The following is a 26,170-nucleotide window of genomic DNA, read 5'->3' on the forward strand; positions in this document are numbered from 1 at the left end:
CTCTAGCGACTCGGGAGGCGAAATAATGACGAAGGTTCTTGTACTCGGTGGCTACGGTGCCGTCGGGATTCCCCTGATGAAACAACTCGCGAAGGTCCCCGAAATCTCCGCGTACTCCGCCGGGCGCGATCGTGCCCGCGCGGACGTCGTCGTTGATCTTAAAGAACCAGGCGCGTATTCGGCTGCGGTTCGAGACTTCGATGTCGTGGTGAATGCCTCGGGTTTCGAGGATGTTCGCCTGGCAGAAGAAGCGGTACGCGGTGGGGCGGCATTCGTCGACATCACGGCAACCTCGAGCTACTGCGAAGAACTGGAAGCGGTCGACGGACCCGTTCTGATGGGCGTCGGATTGGCACCGGGATTGACCAGTGTCCTTGCCGCCGAAGCGCATCGACTCGGCGACGGACCCGTGGACATCGTGATCGGCCTCGGCGGCGGAGAACTACACGGACCGGCCGCGACGGCGTGGACGTACGGGATGTTGGGAACGAGGTTTCCCGATCCCGACGGGCGATCGATCCGGAACTACGCCGGGATGAAGACGTTTCGGATGCCGGCGGACGCGACCGGCTACCGCACCGGTCCTGCTGTGCGGGCCGATTTTTCGGACCAACATGCCCTGACGCGCGACCTTGGCGTACCGGTGCGGACGTACCTGCGATTGGACACGTCCACAGCGACACTCGGGCTTGCAGCCATGACGTGGGCGCCCGCCCTCCAGAAGGTTGTGCCGAAGAAGCTGTGGGGTTCGGATCGTTGGGTTGCGATGGCCCGAACGGATACCGTTCCGGCGCTGTGGGTTTCGGGGCGTAGCCAGTCGGCCGCGACGGCAACCATCGCCGCGCGTGCCGTGCAGGTGATTCGAGACCGTGCAATCTCGAAGCCGACGTGGTTTCACGCGGTGGAGACCGCAGAGTCGTTACAACTGGCAGTTCCGGAACTGTCAGTGCGGCAATGGGATGGTGCGAATTGGATGTCCGGCAAGACTGTCGACTAGTCGTGGTGATCCGAGAAACGGCAATCCGGCGGCCGCATTGGTGAGACAACCGGGTACGACGGCGCGGACGACATGCAAGCCAGCGCGGAGAACATCAGCAGTGGTGAGGTCGACCCATGCCGGCCTGAAACCCGAGCCTGTCAGTGCGCTTTCGGTGTCGATGGGTGACGTCAGAGAGTCGAGGTCCACCTCGCCGACGACGGCACCTGCCAGCTCACTCTCGAATCGTGCTTGGATCTCCGGGTCCAGGTGGAGCTGCAAGTGGCACCCGTAATCCATCACGTCGGCAAAGTCCGATCGGTAGGCGCCTGCATAGCTTCGGTCAGCTCGCCAAGGCGCAAGCGGGCTGGTCGGGGAGGCCGCGGCTCGACCGATGCCGCTCTCCGGGTTGTCGTAGTCGGCGGAAAGCAGTTGCAGCTGAAGCGCTTCGCCGAGCGACTTGAAAGCAGCCGTCTGCGCTTCTTCGTGGCAGGCGGTACCCATGGTCGAGTATCCGGTGAGTCGGTCGTGGACGAGGGCGCCGAGCACCGGGATGCCGAAATCGCTGTCGAATGACAACCACCTGGTCGAGAGGCTGCCGTGATTGCCCAGGCGGCGAAGCACCTCGGGGATGCCGGTGACTATCCGAACGCCGCGTCTTCCGGTCCAGGAAAGCGTCATCGCGTCGCGCTCGACTATCTCGCGCAATGCATTCCGTATCGCGAATTCCGTCGTGGGACCGGCAGCGAGACCCGCCTGCGCTACTGGAGAGATCGCCGGACCCGTCCGGGCGACGAAATGAGGATACGAACCCCAGACGAGTTCGGCCGGTACCCAGATATCCGAACCCGTGATCAGGTCGACTCCGCGAGTCCAGTCCAACTCGAGATCGTCGGTTGGTTCGACGAACGGGAACTGTGGCCGCGCGTACTGGGCGGCGTCGAAACGCGCGAGTTGTGACAGGTCGATGCTTGCTCCGATCAATGCATCGGCCGACCCGCGGACGATCGGTTTGGCGACGATGTTCCCGCAATATCGTTCCACCGCTTCGCCTATCGCAGCTGCGGTAGGCCGCGCACGGTCACCCAGATCGAAGCAATATCCGGCGCCCGCCGAGTCGCTGGACCAGGGTGAGAAGCGTGCCGAGTCGGAGGCATACGAGTGAATCAGCTTGAACTCCGGCGGAAAGTGCTGGGGAACAACGGCGTCGACCAACTCTCGAATGATCCCAGTTCGGCGGTCGACGAGCAAAGACCTCATGCGAGAGGGACCGGCAGATGCAGATGGGTGGTCGATGCGCTGGTCAATCTGCTACCTCCAAGAAGGGGAAAAGCTGCCGGCGCATTGTTGTAGAGGCCGGGAGACAGGACGCGGACGACGTGCAACCCGGCAATCGAGATGTCGCGGGTGGTGAGATCGACGGAAATCGGTTGGTACCCTCGAGACGTCAGAAGGGCTACCAGAGAAGCAAGATTCACAGGATCTTCGTCGGGAATCTCTGATACCGAGCGTGTTTCGGTGTAATCGAAGAGATGCTCTTCCGCTGCCCCAGCCATCACGGGGTCGAGATACAGCTGGGCGACGGTCGGCAGATCGACGACGTCCTTCCACTGCGCATCGAACTCGTCCCGGTAACGACGGTCGGCCCGAAAGGGTTTGTACAGGTGCGCCGGCAGCGTTCCGTCCGCCACGCTGCGCCAGGTCGGCCCGTCGGGGTCGGCGAGGTCGATCGTGATGGCAAGTACGGCGTACGCCTCGACAAGGGCCTTCGAGACTGCCGCCTCCACCGTTGGTCGACAAGCTGTGCCCAGCGCGACCAATCCACGTCGGTCATCCCGGATCCACACTGCGGCGACGGGAATGCCGAAGGGGGAGGGAAGCAGAAGCACTCGAACGCTCCGAGTGTCGCTCTCCAGATCCCCGAGTTGGCGGTGCACAGGTAACCGCTCCCAGTCGGCGAGTTCGATTGCCGGCTGTGACCGGTCCCCGCACCACCACAGTGCGGTGGCATCGCGTTCGAGAAGTTCCAGCAGAGCTGACATCTCGGCCTCGTCGCGTGAGCGTCCCGCGGCGATTCCGGCGTACTGCAACGACGCGATCGGTGGTTCGCCGCGACGGGTGCCGGTGTAGTACCCGAGATAGGTCAGGGCGGCTGGCACATAGGTGGGCACTTTTTCGTCCATGGTGTGACCCAGCGCCCAGCGGATTTCCAGAGCCGATGTGAAGGGAACAAAGGGGAATCCGGGAAGGCGGTACTGATCCTCGCTGTACAACGCAAATTTCGCCGGATCGACGACCCGTGAGCCTGCCAGTTCCAGCGCTGACGCACTGCTGCGGATCAGATCTTCGGGGACCACGTTGCCGCAATATCTTTCGACAGCCTCACCGGTTGCCGCCCCGCGGGCCGCTGCGTCGTTGCGTATCGAAGCCCCGAATCCGTAAGGGTCCGCGCGAAACAGTGAACCGCTGCCGCCGAAGTTTCTGGTGTCGGCCACCCTCGCGGCCCAACCGACCCAGCCCGTCGGCATGTCCGAGCGAATGTGTGGTTCCAGTGAGGTCAGCACGCCGCTTCGGGCGTCGACCAGCAAGTCATCCACCGGCAGTTCCTCCGAGTATCGGCAGGGTCAACGACCCGGAAAATGATTGGTGCAGTGCGGTACTGCGTGTTCCTCGATAGCGATCACCGTCTCCGAGATTGCGTGCGAGTCGTGGGAAGTCCGAGCCGGCGATCCGCAGCGTCAAGACATCACCCGCGCGCACAGTGTGCAACACGGGATCGAGATCTATGGTCAACGTGCCGGAGCAAAGGCTGACGCCGGCCCCACGAGCGATCGACCTGGTGACTCCGGCGCTATCGACGACGCTCAGCTCGACGATCCAGTCAGCTTCGCCCTCGGGCGAATGCACTGTCAACTCCACCGAAGGCATTCCCGACAGCACACACTCGACCTCCATGTCGAAAGTCCAGACAACACAGTCGTTTCGGCCCTCGTCTGCGTGGTGCGTGAAGTTGAAAGGCGCCGTCCTCGGGTCTGGTTCGAGACGAACGCGATTCGCACCCGTGACATACGGTTCGCTCGACCAATCGCCTGCACCCCGGTCGAACACCCGATTGATGGTCACGGGCCGCGCCGAGAATATCGATTCCATCCACTCGACCTGAAGGCGGCCGAAACTTGTCTCGCCGACCCTTCCCGGGCGGAGGTCGTGCGCCCAGGGGCCCACGATCAAACTTTGCGGCCCGCGCCCCACGGATGCGAAGTGCCGCAGTGTCTCCCGAATCATCGCATCGTCCCAACCGCCGATGTGCAGCCCGGCGACGTCGAGTTCGGAGAGTTCGTCCGCGGACACCAGATCATCGCCACCGAAGTCTTCGCGCTCGCGAGCGCGACGGATCGGCGTCAACCAGCCCGGTGAATCGGAGGTCAGGCCAACATCCTCGATCATCGACTGCACCGGGAGATGTTCCAGCAAAGACGAATCCGAGCGCATCAGGGCAGGGATGAAACCCTCACGAGAGGAAGACGAATCTCCGTGCTCGCCCCACCACGCCAGATGCTCGGCGAGGAGAAGTATCCCCGAGGGATCACGTTTGACGCGGTCGCTTCCGATGGTCGGCACTTTGGAGACGACGCCGCGAGCACGAAATGCCCGATCGGCGCCGTTGGTCTCGGCAGTAAACGCCCACGCAGTTCCTGCCGCATACGAAGCCCCGCTTGCGATGACGCACTCGGGTGTCCACGGCTGATCCTGCAGCCACTCGGCAAGGGCGGCGGCGTCCTCGCGCTCGTGAACGTAGGGTTCCCAAGATCCGGTGGAATCGTGCCGTCCACGTACGTCCTGACAGATGAAGGCAATTCCTCGTGATCGCCATTCGAGCCCCTCGGCCAGATGCCACCCGCGTCCGTACGGGGTTCGGATCACGATCAATCCTCGAGGTGAAGAATCTGGGAGAAGCACATCCGTAGCCAGCGAAGAGCCGTCTGCTGCCGGGATCTTCACTCCGAGTGAGATCACCGGAGCGTCGGCGAAGGTTCGAGAACGCCGCCTGGCAGTGGTAGCACGGGATGTCGAGTCATCATCAGGGTTCGTGGATTCATCCAGATCTGGTGGTGAAGGTGTGATTGCGGTGCGCCGTAAGAACTAGCCACGACGTCCGAACATGCAAGTGCACTGACCATTGCGGCTGTGGTGGGTGAAAGTCCAAGCGGACGACGTTCACTGTCGGCGAGGTGGTTCCACAGCGCCAGAAGGTGATCCGGTACGCGTGACGCGGCTAGCCGTCGACCGCAGACGTCCCGGTAGCTCGCGCTGTCGATGCCGTCGAAGAAGGGACCGATGCAGATCTCACCCAGCTCTGCGTGGACGCGTTGCCACGGAGTTCGGCTGTGGCGGCACCAGGTATCGAGTTCCGACCACGCGTCGTGAGGAGGAGCGTCGGCAACCGACAGTACGAGGTCCGAAGACGCAACGTCGTCTTCGATTGGCGCAGTGGTGGATACGACGTCGAGGTCCGGAAGAGCCTTGGAGAGCAGAGCGATGCAGGCATCGGCAACGGGTCCGACCCCGTCCATCAGCACACGCTGTGGACCCGGAATCTCTGGCACTTGACCTGGAACAGCCAGCACGCCGCGAGAGACGAGAGCGTCGGCGATCTCGATCGCTCCCGGGCCGAGCACCGAACCAGAGCGCCTGAGAAAGTTGTCGAGTTCCGCGAGGTCTTCGGCCGGCGCACCGATCGTGACCGCGTTCTCGTCCGGTGTCAGGTAATGCCAAGTACCGTCCGGTGTCGGATACAGCTGGTGTCCGTCGGCGAGGGCGTACACGGATCTCCTTGTCGGTGCCCGCACCCGACGAGTCGGATGCGGGCGGGGTCATCGGCAGATCAGACCGTCGAAACGGTCCGGATCAGGGAAGGTTTCAGCTCTGGAAGCTGAACGGGTTGTCGACGAGGGCGTTGGTGCCCACACCCTGCAGAGCATGTGCGGACGTCGCCTCGGCAACCGGCTCGAAGGTGAACGGGTTGTCGACGAGGGCGTTGGTGCCGACACCCTGGAGTGCATTGGCCGGAGCCGAGTTGGAGACGCTGTCGAACGAAATGTTGCTCATTGTCATCCCTTCCGTAATGGAAACCATTTCCATTACGATGCCACCGTACGAAAGATCGCCACGGAGAGCAACAGGTACAAGAGAGTGCATACATGAGCGAGACCTCGACGACGGGATCCGCCGAAGCGCAACCACATGTGTTTCGGGACAGATCGTTTCGATTGTTCTTCACGGCTCGCACGATTGCCGTGGCCGGTGCGGCCGTCACCGGAGTGGCAATGCCGATCCTGGTGTTCGACATCAGCCGGTCTCCGTTTCTCACCTCGCTCGCGGCTGCGGGGACGGTTCTGCCGTACCTCGTGTTCGGCTTGTTCGCGGGCGCCGTGGCAGACCGAGTCAACCGGCGGACAGTCATCCTGTGTGCGCAGGCCGTCGCTGCTCTTGCCTTGGCGAGCATTCCGGCGGCTCAGGCGCTCGGTGTGTTGACGGCATGGCACGCGGTCGGCGTATCGATGTGCATCGGAACGTGTTTCGTGTGGTTCGATGCTGCAGCTTTCGGAGCCTTGCCTGCGCTGGTCGGTCGGCAGAGAATACCGGCCGCCAACAGTGCGCTGTGGACTTCCAGCACGCTCGTCGATGTTGCCTTTCCGGCTATTGCCGGAGTGCTCGTGGCATCGATCGGCCCGGCCTACGCATTGGGTGCTGATGCACTGGCCTACGTATTGGCCGGGCTGGCCATGGCGTCGATCGGAGCCTCGTTCTCGAGTACTCCTGCGGCGCCGAAGAAGTCGGAACCCGGAATTGCGCGTGACATACGCGAAGGCCTCAGCTTCCTCTGGCAGTCTCCGCTCCTGCGAGCCTTAACCGGCGTCGGCTTCGTCAATTCGCTGACGCAGGGTGCTGTCACGGCGCTCCTGGTGGTGTACGCGACCGAGAGGCTGGGGATTTCGACGTCGAGTCCGATGATCGGGGCCGTGTGGACAGCAGTCTCCGTGGGTGGCGTGGTCGGCGCAGTCTTGCTCCCACGCCTACCGGCGCAATGGCCGGTCGGCGCGATCACTGTCGGTGCGTTGACCATCGCCCCGGTGGTGCTGTTCGTCGTTGCGACAACCAGCAACACCGACGCAGCGATCACCGCTCTGACCGTCTACTCCGGCTGTGCGACTGTCACCATCCTCAACGGCATCGGTGCACGTCAGCGTCTGACTCCGGATCGTCTACAGGGGCGCGTGAACACCACGGCGAGGATGGTCGCCTGGGGTGGTTCGCCGGTGGGTGCCTTGATTGCCGGGGCAATTGCAGGACGATGGGATATCGGCACCGCCTACCTCGTTGCGTGCAGCTTTGCGCTGGTCGGGGCACTCTTCGCGTGGGTGAGCGCCCTGCGGACCGACCCTTGTCCGCACAGATGAGCATGTCACTATTAATGAAAACGACTGTCGTTATGGTTAGATCCACCTGTTCATCCCTGTGAACCCCTACCTATTCAGGAGTGCGATGACGCTGACCAGCGAAGCAGTACCTGATGCCCCGTCGCGTGCGCATCCCGTCGGCGACCGCGGATACGTCCCGTTTCTGTTGGCCACGGCCGTGGTTCTTGCCACCGTCTCCACCGTCGCGGTGTGGTCGGGCGCTGCGTCGCTGTCCTTCGCCGACGTATTCGCGGTGTTGTACGCGCACGCCGGTGGGCCGCCGGTCGACCCGCTACTCGACCGGATCGTGTGGGGACTGCGGGTCCCGCGCATTCTGATCGCAGCACTGGCGGGTGCCGGGTTGTCACTGGCCGGCGCAGTGCTGCAAGCGTTGGTGCGCAATCCGATTGCCGATCCGTACATCTTGGGTGTCGGTTCGGGAGCGTCCTTCGGCGCAGTGCTGATCATGACGACGGGCATCGGAACCGGCCTGTCGATCGGTGTTCCGGTGGCAGCCTTCCTGGGGGCCATGGTTTCCCTGATCGCGGTTCTCGTACTGGGTCGGCGCGAGGGAATGCTTGTCCCGCTGCGCATGGTCTTGGCCGGAGTTGCCATCGGCTATCTGCTTTCGGCTGCAACAAGTTTTGTGCAGTTGCGCGCCGATCCGAGTCAGCTTTCGGGAGTGCTCTTCTGGTTACTCGGTTCGGTGAGCGGGGCAGGTTGGTCGGATCTCGGTGTGCCCGCCGCGGTGATCACCGTCTGTGCGGCAGTGCTGTTGACGCAGTCTCGCCAACTCAACGCGCTGGCTATGGGAGACGAGAGCGCGCAATCGGTGGGCGTCGACGTGCGCCGTACCAGGTTGCTACTGCTGGTGATCGCGTCGTTGCTGACCGCGGTTGTTGTATCCGTTGCCGGCGGAATCGGTTTCGTGGGGCTGCTCGTGCCGCACGCCGTACGACTCCTCGTCGGATCCGACCACCGCAAGCTGCTGCCGGCAACCGCGCTGGTCGGTGCAACCTTCCTGGTGATCGTCGATCTTGCGGCCCGGATGTTGGATGCGCCCAACGAATTACCACTCGGAATCATCACCGCCGGATTGGGTGCCCCGTTCTTCCTCTGGTTACTTCGACGCGACGGAGGTGCGCAGTCATGAGATTGTCGGCCAGCGGGATTCACGTCGTTCGAGGTGGGCGTCTGGTGGTTTCCGGCGTAAATCTCGAAGCGCCCGAGGGGAGCGTGGTCGGACTCGTCGGGCCGAACGGCAGTGGAAAGTCCTCCCTCCTGCGAGCGTTGTACCGCTCGATGAAGCCGAGAAGCGGAATCGTGAAGGTCGACGAGGTGAACGTGTGGGACGATCTCTCACCACGATCGGCAGCACGCATCATCGGTGTTGTGGGGCAGGAGCATTCATCCGACTTCTCGTTCAGCGTCCGCGAGGTGGTGGCGACGGGCCGGACGCCGCATCACAGCGCATTCTCTCGACTCGGTGAAATCGACCGGGACATCGTCAGTGCCGCACTGGCACGAACCGGTATGCACGGCTTCGGATCACGACTCTTCGCCGAACTGTCCGGCGGAGAAAAGCAGCGTGTGATGTTGGCCCGGGCGATCGCTCAACAACCGTCGGTGCTGGTCTTGGACGAGCCCACCAACCACCTCGACATCCGAGCTCAACTCGAATTGATGGAATTGGTCGCCGAACTTGGTACTACGACGATTGTCGCGATCCATGAACTCGCTTTGGCCGCAGCGTATTGCGACTACGTCTGTCTGCTCTCCGGCGGGGTAGTTGTCGCGACAGGACCAACGGCCGAGGTCCTCACCGAGGACCTGCTGTCCGAAGTATTCGGGGTTCAGGTGCATCTCGGCACTCACCCCTTGACCGGGCGTCCCTTGCTCTCGTTCGCCCCTCCGCTCCTACACACGAAAGAAGCAGTGTCTTGAAATCCTCGATACGTACTGCCGCGCTGTTGTGCTCGGCCGTTACCGCCACTGCAGTACTGACCGCATGCGGAAACTCCACGGCGGATTCGGCGACGTCGTCGTCCGAGAAGATTTCCGTCACCAATTGTGACCGCGAGGTCACGTTGCCCAAGACGGCGGAGCGGATTGTCTCGCTGTATCCGTCGATGACAGAGCTTCTGATTCAACTTGGTGCCGCCGACCGCATTGTCGGACAATCGAATACCGATCTCTCTCCTCCCAGCCCCGAACTCGCGGATCAGTTCGCGGCCGTGCCGGTACTGAGCACCGGAGTTCCCGCGAAAGAAGCATTGCTCGACGCCCGTCCGGATCTGATCGTCTCCGACGGGGAATACTGGTTCGACGGTGACCGACTGCAGAGCATGGACGAATTGCGTGACCTCGGCATCCCGATCTTCGTGAACAGCGGCTACTGCCACAAGGCGGTCACCGAGGGGCGGATCGACGACGTCTGGTCCGACATCGACGGTCTCGGTGCCCTGACCGGAACAAGTGACGAAGCAGCAATTCTCCTGGCAGATGGCAAGAAGTCGCTCGCAGAAACCGAGGCATCCGTGGCCGGGAAGGAGCCGGTTGCCACTGTGATGGTTCAGGTTTCGGAGGGGCAGTCCTACGCTCTGGCGAGGGGCCTCTACAGCAGCGTGCTCGAGGCGGCCGGGGGAAAGAACCTCTACGAGAGCGACCTTCCGGATGGGAAGTACTTCGGCCAGGTAGCCACCGAATCGATACTCGCGAAGTCGCCGCAGGCAATTCTTGTCGTTTACTCCACCGAGTCGGCTCGGGAATCCACACTCGAGGCTGCCCGCACGGCATTTGCCGGGACGCCTGCCGCGACGTCGAATGCGATCTTTGCCGTTCCGGAGGCGTGGTTCGCCGGTGAATTGGTGTCGATCGACGGAGCTGCCGAGGTATCTCGCCTGCTGCACCCGGGTTCGTGAGGTCTTGACCGCCCTCGAGCGGGTCGAGGCCGTCGTATCGCTGCATGCTGCGCTTGACCGGACGGTGGCTCCGTCGGAGCTACCGTTCGACGAGGGCGCACTGCCTCCGGTGACGTCTGAGTTCGTTGAATTACCGGCGCCGACGCCACTGCCGGCCCGGGACTTTCCGGATATCTTGCAGGCACGACGGAGCCACTACAACCCAGCGCAAGATGCTTTGGGAATCGATGAACTTTCAAATGTGCTGCACCACAGTCTGGTCAGCAGCCCGACGGCCGGTGGGATGCGCGAACTGACGCTGTCGTTTGTTGTCAGCCAACCCGGACACTCGCTTGGAGCCGGGGTGTACCGGTACATCCAGGAAGGCCGTGCTGAGGCCGTCCGGCCGGGTGACGTACAAGGAAACCTTCGAGCGAGCCTTCTCCAGCCCGAGTTCGTCGACGTGTTCCCGGTTCTTCTGTTTGTCGTCGCGAACGTGGAAGCGCCGCTCGAGAAGTACGCGATGCGGCACTACCGCACGATGCACGTGGATGCCGGTGTGCTGGTTCAGAATCTGTACCTTGTGACCGAGGCGATGAGACTTGTGGGCTGCGCCATCGCAGGATTCACGGATGCGCGAGTGGCATCTCTGTTGAATCTCGCGACGACGCAGCTTCCCGTCATGGCTTTTGCACTCGGGCGGCCCAGCTAGTTCAGCCGAGGATGCGCGCCTTCTGGGTCTCGAACTCGGCCTCCGTCAATACGCCGGCATTCTTGAGTTCGCCCAGCTTGGTGAGCTGTTCGAGCTTCGCGTCCATCGACATTTCCGATTCTGCCGGAGCTGCCTGCGGCGGGAGGGGCGGTAGATCGGGAATCGGCGGCACCGGCTGGACCTGCGCTGCGCGGGCCTGATCTTCGGCAGCCCAACGGGTCCGCTGACGGCGCTGAACATTGCCGTGAATGGAGCTTGCGACGGCTACCCGGCCGGCTCGCCTCAAGAAACTCATGCGTCCTTCTCCGTGGTATCCGGTGCGGTGTTGTCCAGTGCAGCAGCCAGTTCGTCCACGCTCAGGTGACCTTCGGTGACAACCTTTGCGCCGCTGCGGGTCCAGGCCTCGATGACCGGCAGTATTGCCAGTTCCTCGTAGACGAGTACGGCGGCAACACTTCCGGCAGCCAACTCTTCACCAACGGCAGCGATGTCGCCGGCGTCGAGCAGTCCGGAGGCAGCGCCGTCGAACTGCGCCAAATCGAAATCTGCGAGTTCGAAGGTGGACGCGGGTACGACGGATACCGATCCGTCGGCGGCTTTGGTGACGAACTCGAGGTCGAGGATGCGGATCACTCCGGAGTCGACGAGAGCGAGCAGCTGCTCGAATCCCGCGGAGGTCGGTGCACCGCCGGGAAACTCGACAGCAACGTACTCGATCGGACCGAATTGGTCTTGGTTGGACATCGGTTACTTCTTGCCCTTCGTGGGTTGCGGTTCTTCCAGAGCAGGTACTTCGTTGGGCATGCGCCCGGCCGGAATGATGGCGAGCAGAGAGAGCCCGGCGAGTACGAGCAGCGAGGTTCGCAGTGCGCGCAGGCGCGCTTCGGTGTTGATCCGGATGGCTTCGTCGATCTGTGCCTGTGTCGCGGAGGTGTTTTCGAGCGTCACGACGAGTTGATCGTTGGGGACGAAGTTGACCTGGTCGAGATTGATCCCTGACTCGACCTTGAGCGATGCCGGGATGGTGGGGTTGTCGATCAGCTGCGAGCTGACGAGGGTACCCAGGATTCCGACGGCGAACACGCTGGCCACCGCGATGCCGACACTGCCGGACATGTTGTGTACCAGTCCTCGCCAGGCGCCGACGTCACCGGCCAGTTCCTTGGGAGCTGCGGTGAGGAGGGTGTTGAACACCAGCGCAACGATGGCGCCCTGCCCGAGGCCGAGGGTGATCAGGCCGATGACAACAAAGATCTGATGCCAGTCACCACGAATGGTGAAGGCCAACAGGATGAGTCCAGCGGCAACAACGACGAACCCAGCTCGTGCGATCAGACGCGGGGAGTACGTCTTGTACAGGCGCGCGACGACGGTGCTCGCGATGAAGATCGAGAGTGTGTACGGGATGATCGAGAACGACGTCTGCAAGCTGCTGCGGCCCTGGATGATCTGCATGTACAGCGGAATGAGGAAGTTGGCCGCGGTTCCCACGAACATCATCGTCGCCATACAAATCGTGGTGGCGCGCTCGGCGCCGGTCTTGAGGACGTCGAGGTTGAAGAGCTGAGGTTTGTTCTGCGCCTTGCGGCTTCGCGTCCACTGGAAGAATCCCTGCGCGCAGATGGTGCCGAGGACGATCAGGATGGCCGCGGGTGAAACACCGATGACCGAGAACGGCGCAGCGTCGGTGGCCAGGATGACGCCCCACGAGTTCAGGCCGCTGAAACCGAAGCTGAGCAGGATGACGGCAACGGCAGCCAGTGCGGCGCCGGCCCAATCGATGGTGATGTCCTTCTGCGGGGGAACAGGTTTGACACGGAAACTCAGGACCAGGTTGACCACGGCGAGCGCCACGACGAGGGCGAAGGAGTAGCGCCACCCGATGGTCGTCGCGAAGGAACCGGCGATGAGTAGTGCCAGCACACCGGCTGCGGGGATTGCTGCTGCCAGGTAACCGATGGCCTTTGCCTGCTGATCGCCATTGAAGTTCGTGGCGATGAAAACCGTCAACGCGGGGGCGATGAGAGCGATCACGGCGCCGGACGCGGCTTGCGCCACGAACAGCATTGCCGGGCTCTGGCTCAGAGCGACCGCAGCCATCGCGAGACCGTGAATCGCGACGGCAATCTGGAAGACCAAACGCGTCCCGTAGCGGGCGCCGATCTTGGCGCCCAGCAGAATGAAGGCAGCCATGGCAAAGGTGCCTGCGGTGATCGCGGTGCCGACACTTGTTGCAGGAGTGTCGAGATCGGTGGTGATGCCGGCCATCGAGACGGTCAGCGCATTGACGGCGAACGACGCCTGAATCTGCGTGAGGACCACCACGATCAGTGGTAGCCAGGAGGCGGTGGTTACGGCGGCCGACGTATCGGCTGCGCCAGGCTTTACGGACATCATGGGTCACGCCTTCCTCGACACTGCGTGTACTCGCGGCGTGCCCGGATCAGCCACGCACGGTTACATTAGCCGGAATTGTGCTGAATGGTCGCCTGCAAGTGGTTGGTTTCTTCGCGGTAGACCACCATCTCCCGTTGCAAGGCGCGCCGGAAGCGTGGTTGCTCGGCCAGGAGTACGGCCAGGACGGTCAGCAACAGCCACGTCGCGGCCGCGCTCGCGAGGAGCAACAGGACCGGAATCCACGGACCGCCCATCTGCTCGAGCAGCGTCGTCTTCGCCCAGACTCGCCAGTAGAGCATCAGATTGACGATCAGTCCGACACCGTACGAGATGACGAAAGACAGCAGGAACTGCTTCCATGTGCCGTCGTGGCGCCTCGCCGTCATCGGTTCGGCCCGCAGCGGCAAGGCCACGGACATCACGTTGGCGACGCCGAGCCACAGAAGGATCATGGTCAGTACCTGACCGCACGCCTTCACCAGATCAGCACTGCTTCCGGAGCGCCACGCGAGGATGGCACTGAGCAGGAACCCGGCGCTGCCGACGAGAAGCAGCATCATCGCATTCTTCGCGACGAGGACGTGCCAGAGCCTGGTTCCGCCGGACAAAGCAGCACGGACGCGGCCGGCGTCGAAGCTGAGCGCATTGGTGCACACGACGCTTCCGACCACACCCGAGAGTGCGTACAGCGCAAGGTAAGGCAGTCGATCTTCCTTGGCGTCCCACTGGAAGAGGCGAATGAATGCCAGGTACGCCAAGCCCATTCCGAGGCTCAGCCCCAGTCGAAAAGCGATCGACCGAGGCTTGCCACTCACGACGTGCCGTGCTTCCTCACGGATCCGGGAGCCGAGACCCTGCACGTGCCGGACGACGGGGTTGCCCGAGTTCAGCGGGATGTAACCGCGGATCGCGGCGGCGACGGTATCGGAATCTCCGGCATCGAGCGCGGCGACGCGTGCTTCGAGAACCGCAAGGTGGGCGGCGCGCAAGGCTATCCGCGCGGTGGTCACCGCGGCGACGGCGTCGGCCTCGGCCTGCGCGGCGGTGCTGATGCCGGCGTCGGCGGGCAGCGGCGGCTGCAACGTCGTGATCAGTTCGAGTTGGCGAGCCATGTGCGGCGACGGCGACAAACCGCTGTACGACGGTCGGCTCAGCGCTGATCGTTCGTCGTCGAGCGAATCACGCACGGACGCGGCGGCCTTGCGGACGGCTGCCGGGTTGTGCCAGCGCACCGACCGGGCGTCACGCTCGGCGGCGACGGCCCGGGAGGCAACCTCGGTCAGATCCTCCACCGCTGTCAATGTCTGCTCCACTCGGTTTAGGTTGGTTTCATGACCACCAACTCGGAAAAGGAAGATCTTCAGCGGTACCTGCAGGCAGCACGTGACGCGCTCGTCTGGAAGCTCGATGGGCTGTCGGAGTATGACATTCGGCGTCCGATGACCCGGACAGGGACCAACTTGTTGGGACTGGTCAAACACATGATCGGCGTCGAGCTCGGGTATTTCGGTCCGACGTTCGGCCGTCGGGTCCCCGATCTACCGGCGTGGTTGCGTTCGGAGGAACTCAACGTCGACATGTGGGCCCGCGCCGATGAGTCCAGTGCCGACATCGTCGAAACCTATCGCCGCACCTGGGCTTTCGCCGACGCCACGATCGAGCAGCACGATCTGGACGCCCCCGGCTTCGTGAAGCACTGGCCGGAGGATCGTCGCGACGTCACATTGCACCGAATACTCGTTCACGTTGTCACCGAGATCCATCGGCACGCCGGCCACGCGGACATCGTGCGGGAGCTGATCGACGGCGCTGCTGGGATGAAGGCGGGCGACAACAATCTGGCTCCCGGTGATGAGGCGTGGTGGGCCGAGTACAACGACCGTCTGGAGACGGCGGCACGCGAGGCCCACCACGCCTGAACTACTCGAATACCGCTGCCGCACCGATCACCACGACGACGATCGCCGGGCCGACCATGTCGCCGGCCCCACGGGTGATCCGGGAGACGATTTTCTTCTCGCCCATCTTCGCGACTGAGCCGACGAGAACGGCGGCGAGGATGCCGCAATTCTTGACATTGACGTCAACGTCAACACACACTGTGACGGTGACCACCAGCGAAACGCAGGAGCGAGCGCGGACAGCCCGCAAACTCGGCGACGGTCCACGCCGTGCCGGACTGCTCGACACCGCTGCCCTCTGCTTCGGCGAACTCGGATACGACGCCGTGACGGTCGAGACGATCACGACCAGGGCTGATGTGTCCCGGGCGACCTTCTACGCGTACTTCTCGTCGAAGGACGAGGTCTTCCGCGCCGTCGCCGAAATGATGTGCCGACGCTTCCTCGACGCTCAGCACATGGAGGGCCCGGCGGCCGAGGATCTACGCGAAGTTCTCCGAACGACCACGTCGGCGTTCATCACGGCCGTGTACACCTACGGTGACCTGCTCGCGGTGATCGAGCATCGGGCGCGGGTGGATTCCGAGGTCGAGCGCAGTTGGTCGGCGGTTCGCGAAAAGCTCGTGAGCCGCTACGTCCGCTTTGTCGAACGGATTCGACAGGTTCACGACGTAGATCCCTGTGTTTCGCCCCCGGTGCTCGTTCAGATGATCTCGGACGCACAGATGGCCGGTGGAGCACGACTGAGTAAGGCGAGTGTCGAAGAGCAGAACCAGTTCATTGCAGATATGACGACGATGTCCGAACGGTTGATCGGGTTCGAAGAGTCGAAATAGATTTCTTTTACGAATGGAGTGATCGGTGGCAGAACAAGACGTGCTCGAAGCGGCTCTGGCGGAAATCTCTGCGCTGCAACAAGCGCATTGGCCCGCCGGGATTCCCCGCGCCGTCGAGTATCCGCTCGAAGGCGGGGGACTTGTCGACTACTTGCGGCATTGGGCGCTCGAGCGGCCGGATACTCCCGCAATCGTCTTCTACGGCCGCGTCATCACGTACGCCGAGTACGACGAGCTTTCGGATCGTTTTGCCGGATGGCTGCTTTCGCTGGGCGTCAAACGCGGCGATCGCGTCGGCGTTCACCTGGTCAATTGCCCGCAGTTCCATATCGCGATGCTCGGCATTCTCAAGGTCGGTGCGGTTCACGTGCCCATCAATCCGCTCTTCCGTGAACACGAATTGATTCACGAACTCAACGATGCGGGCGTGACGGTCCTTCTCACACAGAACACTTTCTCGAAGCTGGTGAAGAAGGTTCGTTCGCAGACTCCACTCGAACACGTCGCGAAGACCGCAGTATCGGACATGCTGACTGCGATCCCCACCGTCGAACTGCCCTTCGAGGTCGACGATCCGCGCCTGAGCGACTGGCAGTCGATCATCACCAGTGAGCGGGCGACTCCCGTTGCCACCGAACTCGATTCCCTCGCCGCCCTGAACTACACGGGCGGAACGACGGGAATGCCCAAGGGTTGTGAGCACACTCAGCGTCACATGGTTTACACCGCGGCCACCGCGACGCTTGCCGGTGGTGACCAGGTGGGTGCCAATCCGCCGGTATCTCTGGTGTTTCTGCCGATCTTCTGGATCGCGGGTGAGGACTTCGGCATTCTGGTTCCGCTCGTCAACGGCGGAACCGTTGTCCTGCTGAATCGTTGGGATGCGGAGACCACGCTCGACGCGGTCGAGACCTACGGTGTGACCTCGCTGGTCGGAACCGTCGACAATTACGTCGAACTGATGGACACATCAGGGTTCTCGGAGCGAAATCTCTCGACACTCCAGAACGCCATGGCAGTCTCGTTTGTTCTCAAACTCGATCCGGCCACGCGCCAGCGGTGGCGCGAGGCTACCGGCGGTGTTCTGCGCGAAGCGAGCTACGGCATGACCGAAACCCACACCGCGGACACGATCACCCTCGGTTTCCAGGACGGCGACTACGACCTGAAAAGCGAGCCGGTGTTCTGCGGAATTCCGGTGCCTGGTACCGACGTTCTGATCGTCGATCACGACGGCAGGCCGGTTCCCGTCGGTGAGCACGGACAGATCATCGTGCGCAGTCCGTCGATCCTTTCCGCGTACTACCGCAACGAGGCTGCCACCGCCGACGCCATCCGTGACGGCTGGTTGCAGACCGGCGATGTCGGAAAGTTCAGTGAGCGTGGTGGTTTGCACTACCTGGCGCGAAACAAGGAAATGATCAAGACCAACGGCATGAGTGTTTTCCCCTCCGAGGTGGAAGCGCTGCTGATGCTGCATCCCGCGATCGAAAAGGCTGCGGTGGTACCGAAACCGGACCCGGACAAGGGGCAGGTGGCTTTTGCGTTTGTCCAGCTGGTCGAGGGTTCCGACACCGCGGCCGATGAGATCGTCTCGTGGGCCAAGGAGAACATGGCTACGTACAAGGTGCCCGAAGTGGAAGTGCTCGAGGCGCTTCCGATGACTGCAACAGGAAAGGTGCGCAAGGGCGATCTGTTCGAGCGCACTCAGGGGGAAAAGTGAGACTGCTGATTGCGAACCGCGGCGAAATCGCGCTGCGGATCATTCGAACTGCCCGTGAACTCGGGATCGAAACGGTGTCGGTTTACGCCGAGGACGACGCGTCCAGTCCGCACGTCGCGGCGGCCACGGAGTCGGTGCCGCTCGGAGCTTCGGGCGCATCCGCGTATCTCGATCAGAGCGCACTGCTGAAGATCGCGGCCGAAACGGGCGCCACGCACGTGCACCCGGGCTACGGATTCCTCAGTGAGAATGCCGAATTCGCGCAGGCGTGTACCGAGGCGGGCATCGTCTTCGTCGGCCCGGACGCCCAGGTTCTCCGGACTTTCGGCGACAAGGCCAGCGCCCGCACTGCGGCGGTCGACTCCGGCGTACCGGTCCTGCCGTCGACATCGGCGAACGCCGACCTCGACGAGGTGCGTGAATTCTTCGAGCGCAACTCCCGCGGCATCATGATCAAGGCGCTCAGCGGCGGCGGTGGCCGCGGCATGCGTGCGGTGCGCGACCCGAAAGCGCTCGACGACGCGTACCGTGTGTGTGCGGCCGAAGCCCAGTCGGGATTCGGCAGTTCGGCACTGTTCGCCGAGGTACTCAGTGAGCACGCTCGGCACATCGAAGTGCAGATCGTGGCGGCGCCGGGGCAAGGCGGAACCCACGCGCTCGCTCTGGGTGACCGTGATTGCAGCGTCCAACGTCGGCATCAGAAGTTGATCGAGGTTGCGCCCGCGCAGGGGCTGTCGGGGGCCCTGCGCGAGCGGCTTCACGCTGCGGCCGCGCGGCTGTGCGCCGAGGTCGGCTACCGAGGCATCGCGACGGTCGAGTTCCTGGTCGAGGAACGCGGATTCGTCTTCCTCGAAGTCAATCCCCGAATTCAGGTGGAGCACACGGTGACCGAGGAGGTCACCGGAATCGACCTCGTCGCCGTGCAACTCGCTGTCGCGGACGGGGTTCAGTTCGAGGACCTGGACCTGCCAACCGGAATTACCGCCGTCGAGAAGGTATCGGAGACAGTCGGATCCGTGGCGTCGGCGTCGGGGATCGCGATACAGGCCCGCGTCAACATGGAAACCATGACGCCGGACGGCAATGCGCTACCGTCCTCCGGCACGCTCGACAACTTCACTCCTCCTGGCGGACCCGGCGTGCGAGTGGACACCTTCGGTACGGTCGGACTCTCGCCGAGTGCGCGTTACGATTCGCTGTTGGCGAAGGTCGTCACCCACACGCGTCGATCGGATTTTCCTGCCGCTGTGCGCAAGTCGATTGCTGCTCTGAGTGAGTTCACCATCGACGGCGTGGCGACCAACCTCGAATTCCTGCAGGCAATACTGTCGGACAAGGACTTCCGCGACGGCCTGGTCGACGTCGACTGGTTGGGTTCTCGATTGGCGGACCTCGTTCCCGAAGCGGGCCCACAAACACCCTCCGCGAGTGTGGACGTGGCGCCGGACGAGGACGTGGTCCGTGCACAGATGGCGGGAATCGTCGTCGAACTTGCCGCAGTCGGTGACGGCGTCCATGCGGGTGGCCAGGTCGCCGTCCTCGAAGCGATGAAAATGCAGCATGTTCTCTCGGCGCCCGGTGACCTCGAAGTGGTCCGGATCCTGTCGTCACCGGGGAGATCGGTGAGTGCGGGCGAACCGTTGCTCGTCGTCCGTAGCGCAAGCTCGGGATCGAAGCTCGCCGAGGTCGACGAGGTGGACCTCGACGACCTACGTCCCGATCTGGCGGAGATCATCGCTCGCCACGAGGTGACCCTGGACGCGGCGCGGCCCGCGGCAGTGGCGAAGCGCCACAAGCTGGGGCGGCGGACTGCTCGCGAGAACGTCTACGACCTGGTCGACGACGACAGCCTGGTCGAGTACGGCGCTCTCGCACTGGCTGCGCAGCGCAGTCGGCGAAGCGAGGAAGACTTGATCGCCAACACTCCTGCCGACGGGTTGATCGGCGGAGTGGCGACCATCAGCGGCGGCGAGAGCGTCGTGATCTCGTACGACTACTCGGTGCTCGCCGGTACCCAGGGCATGCGCAATCACGCCAAGACCGACCGCCTGCTCGAGATCGCCGATCGCAAGCGAGTTCCGGTAGTGCTGTTCGCGGAAGGCGGCGGTGGTCGCCCCGGTGACACCGATGCAGGGGCGGGAGCGGGCCTGGAACTGGGAACCTTCCGTGCCATGGCGGCGCTGAGCGGCCGCGTACCCATGGTCGCTGTCGTGTCCGGCCGCTGCTTCGCGGGCAACGCGGCCCTGGCCGGTGCCTGCGATGTACTGATCGCGACGCCCGACGCCAACATCGGCATGGGCGGCCCTGCCATGGTCGAGGGCGGCGGGCTCGGAAACTTCCGCCCCGAGGACATCGGCCCCATCGACGTGCAGCGCCGTAACGGCGTCGTACACCTGGTGGCTGACGACGACGCTCATGCGGTGGCGCTGGCCAAGCAGTACCTCGGCTACTTCCAGGGTGCGAGCCAGGCGTGGACGGCTCCGGATCCGCGGCTCTCCCGGCATGTGGTGCCGGAGAATCGCCTGCGCTCGTACGACGTTCGTGGAGCGATCGAGGCGATCGCGGACGTCGACAGTGTCCTGGAACTGCGTCGCGATTACGGTCGCGGTGTAGTGACGGCACTCGTTCGTGTCGAAGGAGTTCCGTACGGTGTGCTGGCGAACAGCAGCGAGCATCTCGGCGGAGCAATCGACGCGGAAGCCTCCGACAAGGCTTCGGATTTCCTGGAACTGCTCGAAGCGCACCGCATCCCTCTGGTGACCCTTTGTGACACACCGGGATTCATGGTGGGTCCGGACTCGGAGGAGGAGGCGACGGTCCGAAGGTTCGGCAGATTCTTCGTTGCCGGTGCTCGCCTGACGGTGCCGTTCGGAACGATCATCCTGCGCAAGGGGTACGGGTTGGGCGCCATGGCGATGGCCGGTGGTTCCTTCCACGCACCCGAGTTCACGGTGGCGTGGCCGACCGGCGAGATCGGGCCGATGGGTCTGGAAGGTGCCGTGCGCCTCGGTTTCCGTAAGGAACTCGAATCCGTCGAAGACCCGGAGGCTCGGGAAACTCTGTTCGGTCAGTTCGTGGAACTGGCCTACGCACAGGGCAAGGCGCTGATGGCGGCTACCACGTTCGAACTGGACGATGTCATCGATCCCGCCGACACCCGCGCCTGGATCAGGCAGCTCGGCAGAAACAGTTGAGATCCTGCTGATTCGAGCTGTTGCCGCACGTGGGCAGGGCAACTAGCCTTGCCCACGTGTCGGCTGCGCGAGATAACGTCCTGATCATTCATTGGCACGACCTGGGCCGACACCTCGCGAGTTACGGTGTCGCCGGGGTCAACAGCCCCAACCTGGACCGGCTGGCGGCAGAGGGCATCCGGTTCACCGACGCACACGCGACGGCGCCGCTGTGCTCACCTTCGCGCGGTTCTCTCTTCTCGGGCAGGTATCCGCACAACAACGGTCTGATCGGGTTGGCGCACCACGGCTGGGAGTACCACGCTGAGGTGCAGACGCTTCCGCAGATCCTCTCCGACAACGGTTGGTACACCTCGCTCTTCGGCATGCAGCACGAGACTGCGTACCCGAAGCGACTTGGCTATCACGAGTACGACGTCACGAACTCGTTCTGCGACTACGTGGTTCCGCGTGCCCAGAACTGGCTACGACGCTTCCCGCCCGAGCCTTTCCTTCTCACCACGGGTTTCTTCGAAACGCATCGGCCGTACCCGGCCGATCGCTATACCCCGGCGGACACCGCAGCGCTGGAGGTTCCCGGATACCTTCCCGACGTGCCGCAGGTACGCGAGGATCTGGCCGAATTCCACGGCAGCGTAGAGGTAGCGGACGCCGCGGTGGGTGATCTGCTCGGGACGCTCGAGGAAGAGGGGCTCGACGAGAACACGTGGGTCTTCTTCCTCACCGATCACGGCGCCGCGTTCCCACGTGCCAAGTCGACGCTCTACGCCCCCGGCACCGGCATTGCGTTGATCGCTCGGCCTCCGGCTCGGTATCGCAGTGGCGGAAAGGAATACGAGACACTGTTCAGCGGTGTGGATCTTGTTCCGACCATTCTCGATCTCCTCGGTATCGATGTCCCCACCGAGGTGGAAGGGCGCTCGCACGCCGATGCCCTCGTCGACCGCGGAACCGAACCGTCCGAGCCCGTTCGTACCTCCTTGTTCACGGAGAAGACCTTTCACGACAGCTTCGATCCCATTCGTGCGGTGCGCACCAAGGACTACAGCTACATCGAGAACTACGCCGTCCGCCCCGCTCTGGATCTACCGCTCGACATCGAGGACAGTCTTTCCGGAAAGGCGCTCGGCACCGAGCATCTTGCGGTACGCGCACCCCGGGAGCTGTACGACCTTCGTGCCGACCCCGACGAGAAGATCAATCTGATCGATCGACCGGAAGTCTCGGCAATACAGGCGGAATTGTCCTCGCAGCTTCACACGTGGCGCGCCGAAACGGATGATCGTCTCCCGGACGAGGCATTGGGAAGCGCGATGGCGGTGCATCGCATGGCGGCGTACCTCGAGAAGATCGGTGTCCGACCCAACGTGCGGTCCGCCTACAGTGCGGACCGCGGTTACCTCGAGTCGGACACCGAAAACCCCTAGGGCCTAGCGGTTTCGCGCTCCTCCAACAATGCGATGACCCGCCCGACCAGTTCGTTGATGTCAGCGCCTGTCGTGTCGAAAGCCAGGTCCGGGTCCTCCGGAGTCTCGTACGGTGCGTCGATTCCGGTGAGCCCCTTCAGTTCACCGGCCCGCGCACGCGCGTACAGGCCCTTGGGATCTCGGCGTTCGCATTCTTCGACGGGAGTGGTGACGGCAACTTCGAGGAAGGTGAGCCCGGCAGCTTCGTTGAGAGCACGCGCAATTGCTCGATCCGAACGCAGCGGTGAGACCATCGACGCGATGGCCACGACGCCGGCATCGGCGAACAGTCGAGTGAGATGCCCGACGCGCCGGATGTTCTCGGCCCGGTCTCCCGGCGAGAACCCGAGATCGTCGGAGATACCGTGGCGGACGTTGTCACCGTCCAGGAGATACGCGGTTCGTCCCGCGTCGACCAGCGCACGTTCGACAGCCACAGCGACGGTGGATTTTCCGGAAGCAGGTAGGCCGGTCAACCAGATCGTCGCGCCCTTCTGGGTCGTCGACGCCCACCGCCGCTGACGTTCGAGTGAAGACGGATGCCACTTGATGTCGTTGCGGGTCTGCTCACCGGGAACGACGACGCGTGGCTCGAGAATGGTGCCGGCGCCGACGGTGTCGTTGCTCTGCTCGTCGATCAGAATGAAAGCGCCGGAGTCCCGATTGTGGTCGTAGGTGTCGGCGACCACCACGGAACTGGTTCGGAGCGTGACCGTTCCGATGTCGTTGAGTCCCAGTTCGACTGGGCTGTCCTGCTCATCGAGCGTCTCGGGGTCGAGTCGGGTGTGCAGTTCTTGAACCGTCGCGCGCACGGTCCGGGACGTATGTTTGAGCGCTATCCGATCGCCGGCTCGCAATGGAGTGTTCGACAACCAGCAGATCGTGGCTTCGAGTTCTCGGGCCAGAACCGGCAAATGGGCCTGCGCACCGCCGCTGACCAGAACGTCGCCACGTCCGACGTCGATGTCGTCGGCCAGTTCCACCGAAACCGACAGTGGTGCAACAGCAGTACTGCGGTTGTCGTCGAGGGTATCCAGGCTGATCACGGTGCTCTTCGATCCGGACGGCAGTACCACTACCTCGTCCCCGACGCTCAGTGTGCCCGCCGAAATTCGGCCGGTGTACCGGCGCCGATTCTGCGGATCGGGGCGCGAAACCCACTGCACGGGAAGCCGAAGTTCCTCGATGTGCGTTGCGGGCGCATGGAGTTCGACGCCTTCGAGGTATTCGAGAAGTGTCGGCCCGTTGTACCACTCGGTGTTCTCCGAGCGGGTCACGACATTGTCGCCGGCTTTCGCGGAGACGGGTATGGCAAGTACGTCGCCTCGCCCGAGCTGGCGTGCCAATACCCGCAATTCTTCCTGTACCTGCGCGAATCTCGCTTCGTCGAAGCCCACCAGATCGATCTTGTTCACCACGGCCACAAGGTTCGGAACACCCAGTAGCGCTGCGATTCTGGCGTGTCGACGCGTCTGACGCAGCACGCCGGTCCTCGCGTCGACCAGCAGGACCGCTACGTGGGCGTTGGATGCTCCGGTGAACATGTTGCGCGTGTAGCGCTCGTGTCCCGGGGTGTCGGCGAGTACGTAACTTCTGGTCGGAGTGGAGAAGAATCGGTACGCGACGTCGATCGTGATGCCCTGTTCACGCTCGGCGCGCAATCCGTCGGAGAGTGCAGCCAGGTCGGCGACACCGTGCTCGTCGGTCACGGAATCGAGGTGATCGGTTGGCAGGCTGTCGGTGTCGTGCAACAGTCGGCCGATCAGCGTGCTCTTGCCGTCGTCGACGCTACCCGCCGTGGCCAGCCGAAGGAGTTGGCGAGTGATGGTGGTGGTCATCAGAAGTAGCCCTCACGCTTTCGGTCTTCCATCGCGGCGACCGAGGTTCGGTCGTCTGCGCGAGTCTCGCCTCGTTCGGAAACCGTCGCGGCCGAGATCTCGGTGACGACGTCGTCGATGGTGGTGGCGTGCGATCGAACGGCGCCGGTGATGGTCAGATCGCCGACGGTTCGATATCGCACCCACTCGGTCGTTGCCGCGGCGTTCTCGGCGTCGGTGCTGAATTCCGAAGCAGCGAGGAGCATTCCGTCGCGCTCGAATACCCGCCGTTCGTGCGCGAAATAGATGGGCGGCAACTCCAGTTCCTCCTGGGCTATGTAGCGCCAGATGTCGAGTTCTGTCCAGTTGCTCAGCGGGAAGACACGAACGGACTCTCCGCGTCTGATCCGACCGTTGTAGAGCGACCACGGTTCGGCCCGTTGCGCCCGAGGGTCCCACTGGCCGAACTCGTCACGGAAGCTCAGGACTCGTTCCTTGGCTCGCGCGCGTTCCTCGTCCCGGCGGGCGCCGCCGAATGCGGCGTCGAATCGCCCGCCTTCGAGAGCGTCGAGCAGAGTTCTGGTCTGCAGGCGGTTTCGCGATCCGCTGGTCTCGGTCGACTCCTGCACTCGACCCTGGTCGATCGAATCCTGAACGGAAGCAACCAGAAGTGTGTGCCCGCCCTCCTTGATTCGGCGGTCGCGAAATTCGATGACTTCCTCGAAATTGTGACCGGTGTCGACGTGTAGGACCGGGAAAGGGAGTGGGGAGGGTCGAAACGCCTTCTCGGCGAGTCGAAGCAGGACTATCGAGTCCTTGCCGGCCGAGAAGAGCAGTACCGGTCTTTCGAGTTCTGCCACCACCTCTCGAATGATGTGAACCGCTTCGGATTCGAGAACTCGGAGTTCGTCGACGACATCGGTGACGGTGCTCATGTGACGGGGTATCCGTTCTGTTCGGCGTCGATGCGATAACGCTGCACCCATTCGCGGGAGCGTCCGTCGCTCTGACGACGCAGCGGCGGTGGTGGGGCCAGTTGTCCGTCGAGACCGAGGGAAATGAGGGTTTTTGCGACCACGGACTGCGGGTCTTCGGTGAGATCGCGGAACCCGATCTCGATGGGGGAGATGTCCTCTTCCTCGAACCAGCGCTTCCACTGTCGTTCCTGCTCACCGAGAATCGTCACCAGGTGTGCGATTCCGAGCGCGTGGTACTGCGCACCGTCCGAGAGATTCGGTGGGGTCGCGTCGTCGCGCCAGACCTGCGTCTGCACGGCTCGCCACATCGATACAGCCTGAGCGACAACATCTTCTCGATAGACGTGGATGAACTGCAGGTCGTGATCGAGAGTGTCGTGGAGTGCGGAACGTAGATCTGTCCCACTGCGCCACGGCAATCCGGCTGCGCGATCGAGCAGGAGCGGTGTCTGATTCCACATCAGCTTGCCGCCCCAGACTCCGTTGGGTGTTCGGCCGAGTTCGAGAAGTTGTGTGCGCCACTGCTCGGAGGTGCGGGTGTCCGGCGTACCCGGGTGGAACGGGGCGAGCAGCCCCAGGACGGACTCGTCCGTGACGTCTTCGAACCACTGCCTCGGTTGCGGCGAACGCGAGGTCTCGGGGAGGTACTGGAAGAACTCTTCCGGCTCACCCGCGACCCCTGTTGCTCGCAGGGATTCGACCAGCAAAGTACTGCCACTGCGCTGCGAAGCGCAGACGAGAAACGAGCGTTGGGCCTCCGTCATGCGAGCAACGCTAAGGGTGGCCGGAAACCGCCGCAAGCTGGGAAAA

The 26,170-nt window shown here is 63.3% G+C and carries 24 protein-coding genes; 11 read left to right on the plus strand and 13 right to left on the minus strand.

Annotated features, from left to right (window positions below):
• The first annotated feature begins 25 nt into the window (after positions 1-25).
• Complete coding sequence (locus FEZ59_RS06180) at positions 26-997, plus strand: sugar nucleotide-binding protein (protein WP_113683414.1); 972 nt, start codon at positions 26-28, stop codon at positions 995-997.
• Here FEZ59_RS06180 and FEZ59_RS06185 read toward each other — a convergent pair.
• From FEZ59_RS06185 to FEZ59_RS06205, 5 genes are all read right to left on the minus strand, one after another.
• Positions 944-2,236 carry a YcaO-like family protein gene (locus FEZ59_RS06185; RefSeq protein ID WP_113683415.1) on the minus strand — a complete coding sequence of 431 codons (1,293 nt, stop codon included), beginning with the start codon at positions 2,234-2,236 and terminating at the stop codon, positions 944-946. The two genes, FEZ59_RS06180 and FEZ59_RS06185, sit on opposite strands and share 54 nt — an antisense overlap.
• Positions 2,233-3,573 (minus strand): YcaO-like family protein, encoded by a 1,341-nt coding sequence (locus FEZ59_RS06190; protein WP_172932424.1) that lies wholly within the window; start codon positions 3,571-3,573, stop codon positions 2,233-2,235. Before FEZ59_RS06190 ends, FEZ59_RS06185 begins: the two co-directional genes overlap by 4 nt.
• On the minus strand, positions 3,566-4,993 hold the full coding sequence (locus FEZ59_RS06195; protein WP_172932425.1) for a CocE/NonD family hydrolase: 1,428 nt from the start codon (positions 4,991-4,993) through the stop codon (positions 3,566-3,568). Before FEZ59_RS06195 ends, FEZ59_RS06190 begins: the two co-directional genes overlap by 8 nt.
• Positions 4,990-5,802, minus strand: a complete 813-nt coding sequence (locus tag FEZ59_RS06200; RefSeq protein WP_172932426.1) for a hypothetical protein — start codon at positions 5,800-5,802, stop codon at positions 4,990-4,992. The genes FEZ59_RS06195 and FEZ59_RS06200 overlap by 4 nt, the downstream gene beginning before the upstream one ends.
• A 94-nt stretch (positions 5,803-5,896) precedes the next feature.
• Positions 5,897-6,085 carry a streptamidine-related RiPP repeat protein gene (locus FEZ59_RS06205; protein ID WP_003943543.1) on the minus strand — a complete coding sequence of 63 codons (189 nt, stop codon included), beginning with the start codon at positions 6,083-6,085 and terminating at the stop codon, positions 5,897-5,899.
• A gap of 92 nt (positions 6,086-6,177) precedes the next feature.
• On the opposite strand from FEZ59_RS06205, the gene FEZ59_RS06210 reads away from it, so the two are divergent.
• From FEZ59_RS06210 to FEZ59_RS06230, 5 genes are all read left to right on the plus strand, one after another.
• On the plus strand, positions 6,178-7,437 hold the full coding sequence (locus FEZ59_RS06210) for an MFS transporter (protein ID WP_172932427.1): 1,260 nt from the start codon (positions 6,178-6,180) through the stop codon (positions 7,435-7,437).
• Between the two features lie 85 nt (positions 7,438-7,522).
• Positions 7,523-8,590, plus strand: coding sequence for an iron ABC transporter permease (locus FEZ59_RS06215; RefSeq protein ID WP_047889378.1), 1,068 nt, complete (start codon positions 7,523-7,525; stop codon positions 8,588-8,590).
• Entirely contained in the window at positions 8,587-9,381 is a 795-nt protein-coding gene (locus FEZ59_RS06220) for an ABC transporter ATP-binding protein (protein WP_020905693.1), read from the plus strand. The genes FEZ59_RS06215 and FEZ59_RS06220 overlap by 4 nt, the downstream gene beginning before the upstream one ends.
• A complete protein-coding gene (locus tag FEZ59_RS06225; protein WP_029254147.1) occupies positions 9,378-10,358 on the plus strand; it encodes an ABC transporter substrate-binding protein in 981 nt (326 codons plus the stop codon). Before FEZ59_RS06220 ends, FEZ59_RS06225 begins: the two co-directional genes overlap by 4 nt.
• Positions 10,359-10,362: 4 nt before the next feature.
• Positions 10,363-11,049 (plus strand): SagB family peptide dehydrogenase, encoded by a 687-nt coding sequence (locus FEZ59_RS06230; RefSeq protein WP_029254148.1) that lies wholly within the window; start codon positions 10,363-10,365, stop codon positions 11,047-11,049.
• A gap of 1 nt (position 11,050) precedes the next feature.
• On the opposite strand, the gene FEZ59_RS06235 is transcribed toward FEZ59_RS06230, so the two are convergent.
• The 4 genes from FEZ59_RS06235 to FEZ59_RS06250 all read right to left on the minus strand — a co-directional run bounded on the left by FEZ59_RS06235 (position 11,051) and on the right by FEZ59_RS06250 (position 14,759).
• Complete coding sequence (locus FEZ59_RS06235) at positions 11,051-11,344, minus strand: SHOCT domain-containing protein (protein WP_019746316.1); 294 nt, start codon at positions 11,342-11,344, stop codon at positions 11,051-11,053.
• Positions 11,341-11,793: a DUF6325 family protein gene (locus tag FEZ59_RS06240; RefSeq protein WP_021342374.1), complete on the minus strand. Its 453-nt coding sequence runs from the start codon at positions 11,791-11,793 to the stop codon at positions 11,341-11,343. Before FEZ59_RS06240 ends, FEZ59_RS06235 begins: the two co-directional genes overlap by 4 nt.
• A gap of 3 nt (positions 11,794-11,796) precedes the next feature.
• Positions 11,797-13,446, minus strand: coding sequence for an MFS transporter (locus FEZ59_RS06245; RefSeq protein WP_021332682.1), 1,650 nt, complete (start codon positions 13,444-13,446; stop codon positions 11,797-11,799).
• Between the two features lie 65 nt (positions 13,447-13,511).
• On the minus strand, positions 13,512-14,759 hold the full coding sequence (locus FEZ59_RS06250) for a hypothetical protein (protein ID WP_046377698.1): 1,248 nt from the start codon (positions 14,757-14,759) through the stop codon (positions 13,512-13,514).
• 18 nt (positions 14,760-14,777) lie between these two features.
• Here FEZ59_RS06250 and FEZ59_RS06255 point away from each other — a divergent pair, with 18 nt between their 5' ends.
• Positions 14,778-15,365: a DinB family protein gene (locus tag FEZ59_RS06255; RefSeq protein ID WP_019746321.1), complete on the plus strand. Its 588-nt coding sequence runs from the start codon at positions 14,778-14,780 to the stop codon at positions 15,363-15,365.
• Position 15,366: 1 nt separating this feature from the next.
• Here the strand turns inward: FEZ59_RS06255 and FEZ59_RS06260 are convergent, their stop codons facing one another.
• A complete protein-coding gene (locus FEZ59_RS06260; protein WP_060938715.1) occupies positions 15,367-15,546 on the minus strand; it encodes a hypothetical protein in 180 nt (59 codons plus the stop codon).
• Between the two features lies 1 nt (position 15,547).
• On the opposite strand from FEZ59_RS06260, the gene FEZ59_RS06265 reads away from it, so the two are divergent.
• The 4 genes from FEZ59_RS06265 to FEZ59_RS06280 are packed head-to-tail and all read left to right on the plus strand — an operon-like array spanning position 15,548 to position 22,527.
• Positions 15,548-16,183 carry a TetR/AcrR family transcriptional regulator gene (locus FEZ59_RS06265; RefSeq protein WP_019746323.1) on the plus strand — a complete coding sequence of 212 codons (636 nt, stop codon included), beginning with the start codon at positions 15,548-15,550 and terminating at the stop codon, positions 16,181-16,183.
• Between the two features lie 25 nt (positions 16,184-16,208).
• Positions 16,209-17,906 (plus strand): AMP-binding protein, encoded by a 1,698-nt coding sequence (locus tag FEZ59_RS06270; RefSeq protein ID WP_020905702.1) that lies wholly within the window; start codon positions 16,209-16,211, stop codon positions 17,904-17,906.
• Entirely contained in the window at positions 17,903-21,100 is a 3,198-nt protein-coding gene (locus tag FEZ59_RS06275) for a carboxyl transferase domain-containing protein (protein WP_172932428.1), read from the plus strand. Before FEZ59_RS06270 ends, FEZ59_RS06275 begins: the two co-directional genes overlap by 4 nt.
• 56 nt (positions 21,101-21,156) lie before the next feature.
• On the plus strand, positions 21,157-22,527 hold the full coding sequence (locus FEZ59_RS06280) for a sulfatase (protein WP_020905704.1): 1,371 nt from the start codon (positions 21,157-21,159) through the stop codon (positions 22,525-22,527).
• On the opposite strand, the gene cysC is transcribed toward FEZ59_RS06280, so the two are convergent.
• From cysC to FEZ59_RS06295, 3 genes are read right to left on the minus strand one after another with little or no spacing between them, the layout of a single operon-like run.
• Complete coding sequence (gene cysC / locus FEZ59_RS06285) at positions 22,524-24,404, minus strand: adenylyl-sulfate kinase (protein WP_020968064.1); 1,881 nt, start codon at positions 24,402-24,404, stop codon at positions 22,524-22,526. The two genes, FEZ59_RS06280 and cysC, sit on opposite strands and share 4 nt — an antisense overlap.
• The gene (gene cysD / locus FEZ59_RS06290; RefSeq protein WP_019746328.1) at positions 24,404-25,318 is read right to left on the minus strand and encodes a sulfate adenylyltransferase subunit CysD; all 915 of its coding nucleotides are present in this window, start codon (positions 25,316-25,318) and stop codon (positions 24,404-24,406) included. The genes cysC and cysD overlap by 1 nt, the downstream gene beginning before the upstream one ends.
• Entirely contained in the window at positions 25,315-26,124 is an 810-nt protein-coding gene (locus FEZ59_RS06295) for a Stf0 family sulfotransferase (protein ID WP_172932429.1), read from the minus strand. The genes cysD and FEZ59_RS06295 overlap by 4 nt, the downstream gene beginning before the upstream one ends.
• Between the last annotated feature and the right edge of the window lie 46 nt (positions 26,125-26,170).

The sequence above is a fragment of the Rhodococcus sp. MS13 genome, assembly GCF_013277835.1.
In the GTDB taxonomy this organism is placed as follows: Bacteria; Actinomycetota; Actinomycetes; order Mycobacteriales; family Mycobacteriaceae; genus Rhodococcus_F; species Rhodococcus_F erythropolis.

What these genes read in the sequence shown, in the direction of transcription:
- FEZ59_RS06185 (WP_113683415.1), bottom strand. Translation starts at nt 2,236, where the DNA reads ATGAGGTCTTTGCTCGTCGACCGCCGAACTGGGATCATTCGAGAGTTG.
- FEZ59_RS06180 (WP_113683414.1), top strand. Translation starts at nt 26, where the DNA reads ATGACGAAGGTTCTTGTACTCGGTGGCTACGGTGCCGTCGGGATTCCC.
- FEZ59_RS06215 (WP_047889378.1), top strand. Translation starts at nt 7,523, where the DNA reads ATGACGCTGACCAGCGAAGCAGTACCTGATGCCCCGTCGCGTGCGCAT.
- cysC (WP_020968064.1), bottom strand. Translation starts at nt 24,404, where the DNA reads ATGACCACCACCATCACTCGCCAACTCCTTCGGCTGGCCACGGCGGGT.
- cysD (WP_019746328.1), bottom strand. Translation starts at nt 25,318, where the DNA reads ATGAGCACCGTCACCGATGTCGTCGACGAACTCCGAGTTCTCGAATCC.
- FEZ59_RS06295 (WP_172932429.1), bottom strand. Translation starts at nt 26,124, where the DNA reads ATGACGGAGGCCCAACGCTCGTTTCTCGTCTGCGCTTCGCAGCGCAGT.
- FEZ59_RS06255 (WP_019746321.1), top strand. Translation starts at nt 14,778, where the DNA reads ATGACCACCAACTCGGAAAAGGAAGATCTTCAGCGGTACCTGCAGGCA.
- FEZ59_RS06210 (WP_172932427.1), top strand. Translation starts at nt 6,178, where the DNA reads ATGAGCGAGACCTCGACGACGGGATCCGCCGAAGCGCAACCACATGTG.
- FEZ59_RS06240 (WP_021342374.1), bottom strand. Translation starts at nt 11,793, where the DNA reads ATGTCCAACCAAGACCAATTCGGTCCGATCGAGTACGTTGCTGTCGAG.
- FEZ59_RS06220 (WP_020905693.1), top strand. Translation starts at nt 8,587, where the DNA reads ATGAGATTGTCGGCCAGCGGGATTCACGTCGTTCGAGGTGGGCGTCTG.
- FEZ59_RS06205 (WP_003943543.1), bottom strand. Translation starts at nt 6,085, where the DNA reads ATGAGCAACATTTCGTTCGACAGCGTCTCCAACTCGGCTCCGGCCAAT.
- FEZ59_RS06245 (WP_021332682.1), bottom strand. Translation starts at nt 13,446, where the DNA reads ATGATGTCCGTAAAGCCTGGCGCAGCCGATACGTCGGCCGCCGTAACC.
- FEZ59_RS06235 (WP_019746316.1), bottom strand. Translation starts at nt 11,344, where the DNA reads ATGAGTTTCTTGAGGCGAGCCGGCCGGGTAGCCGTCGCAAGCTCCATT.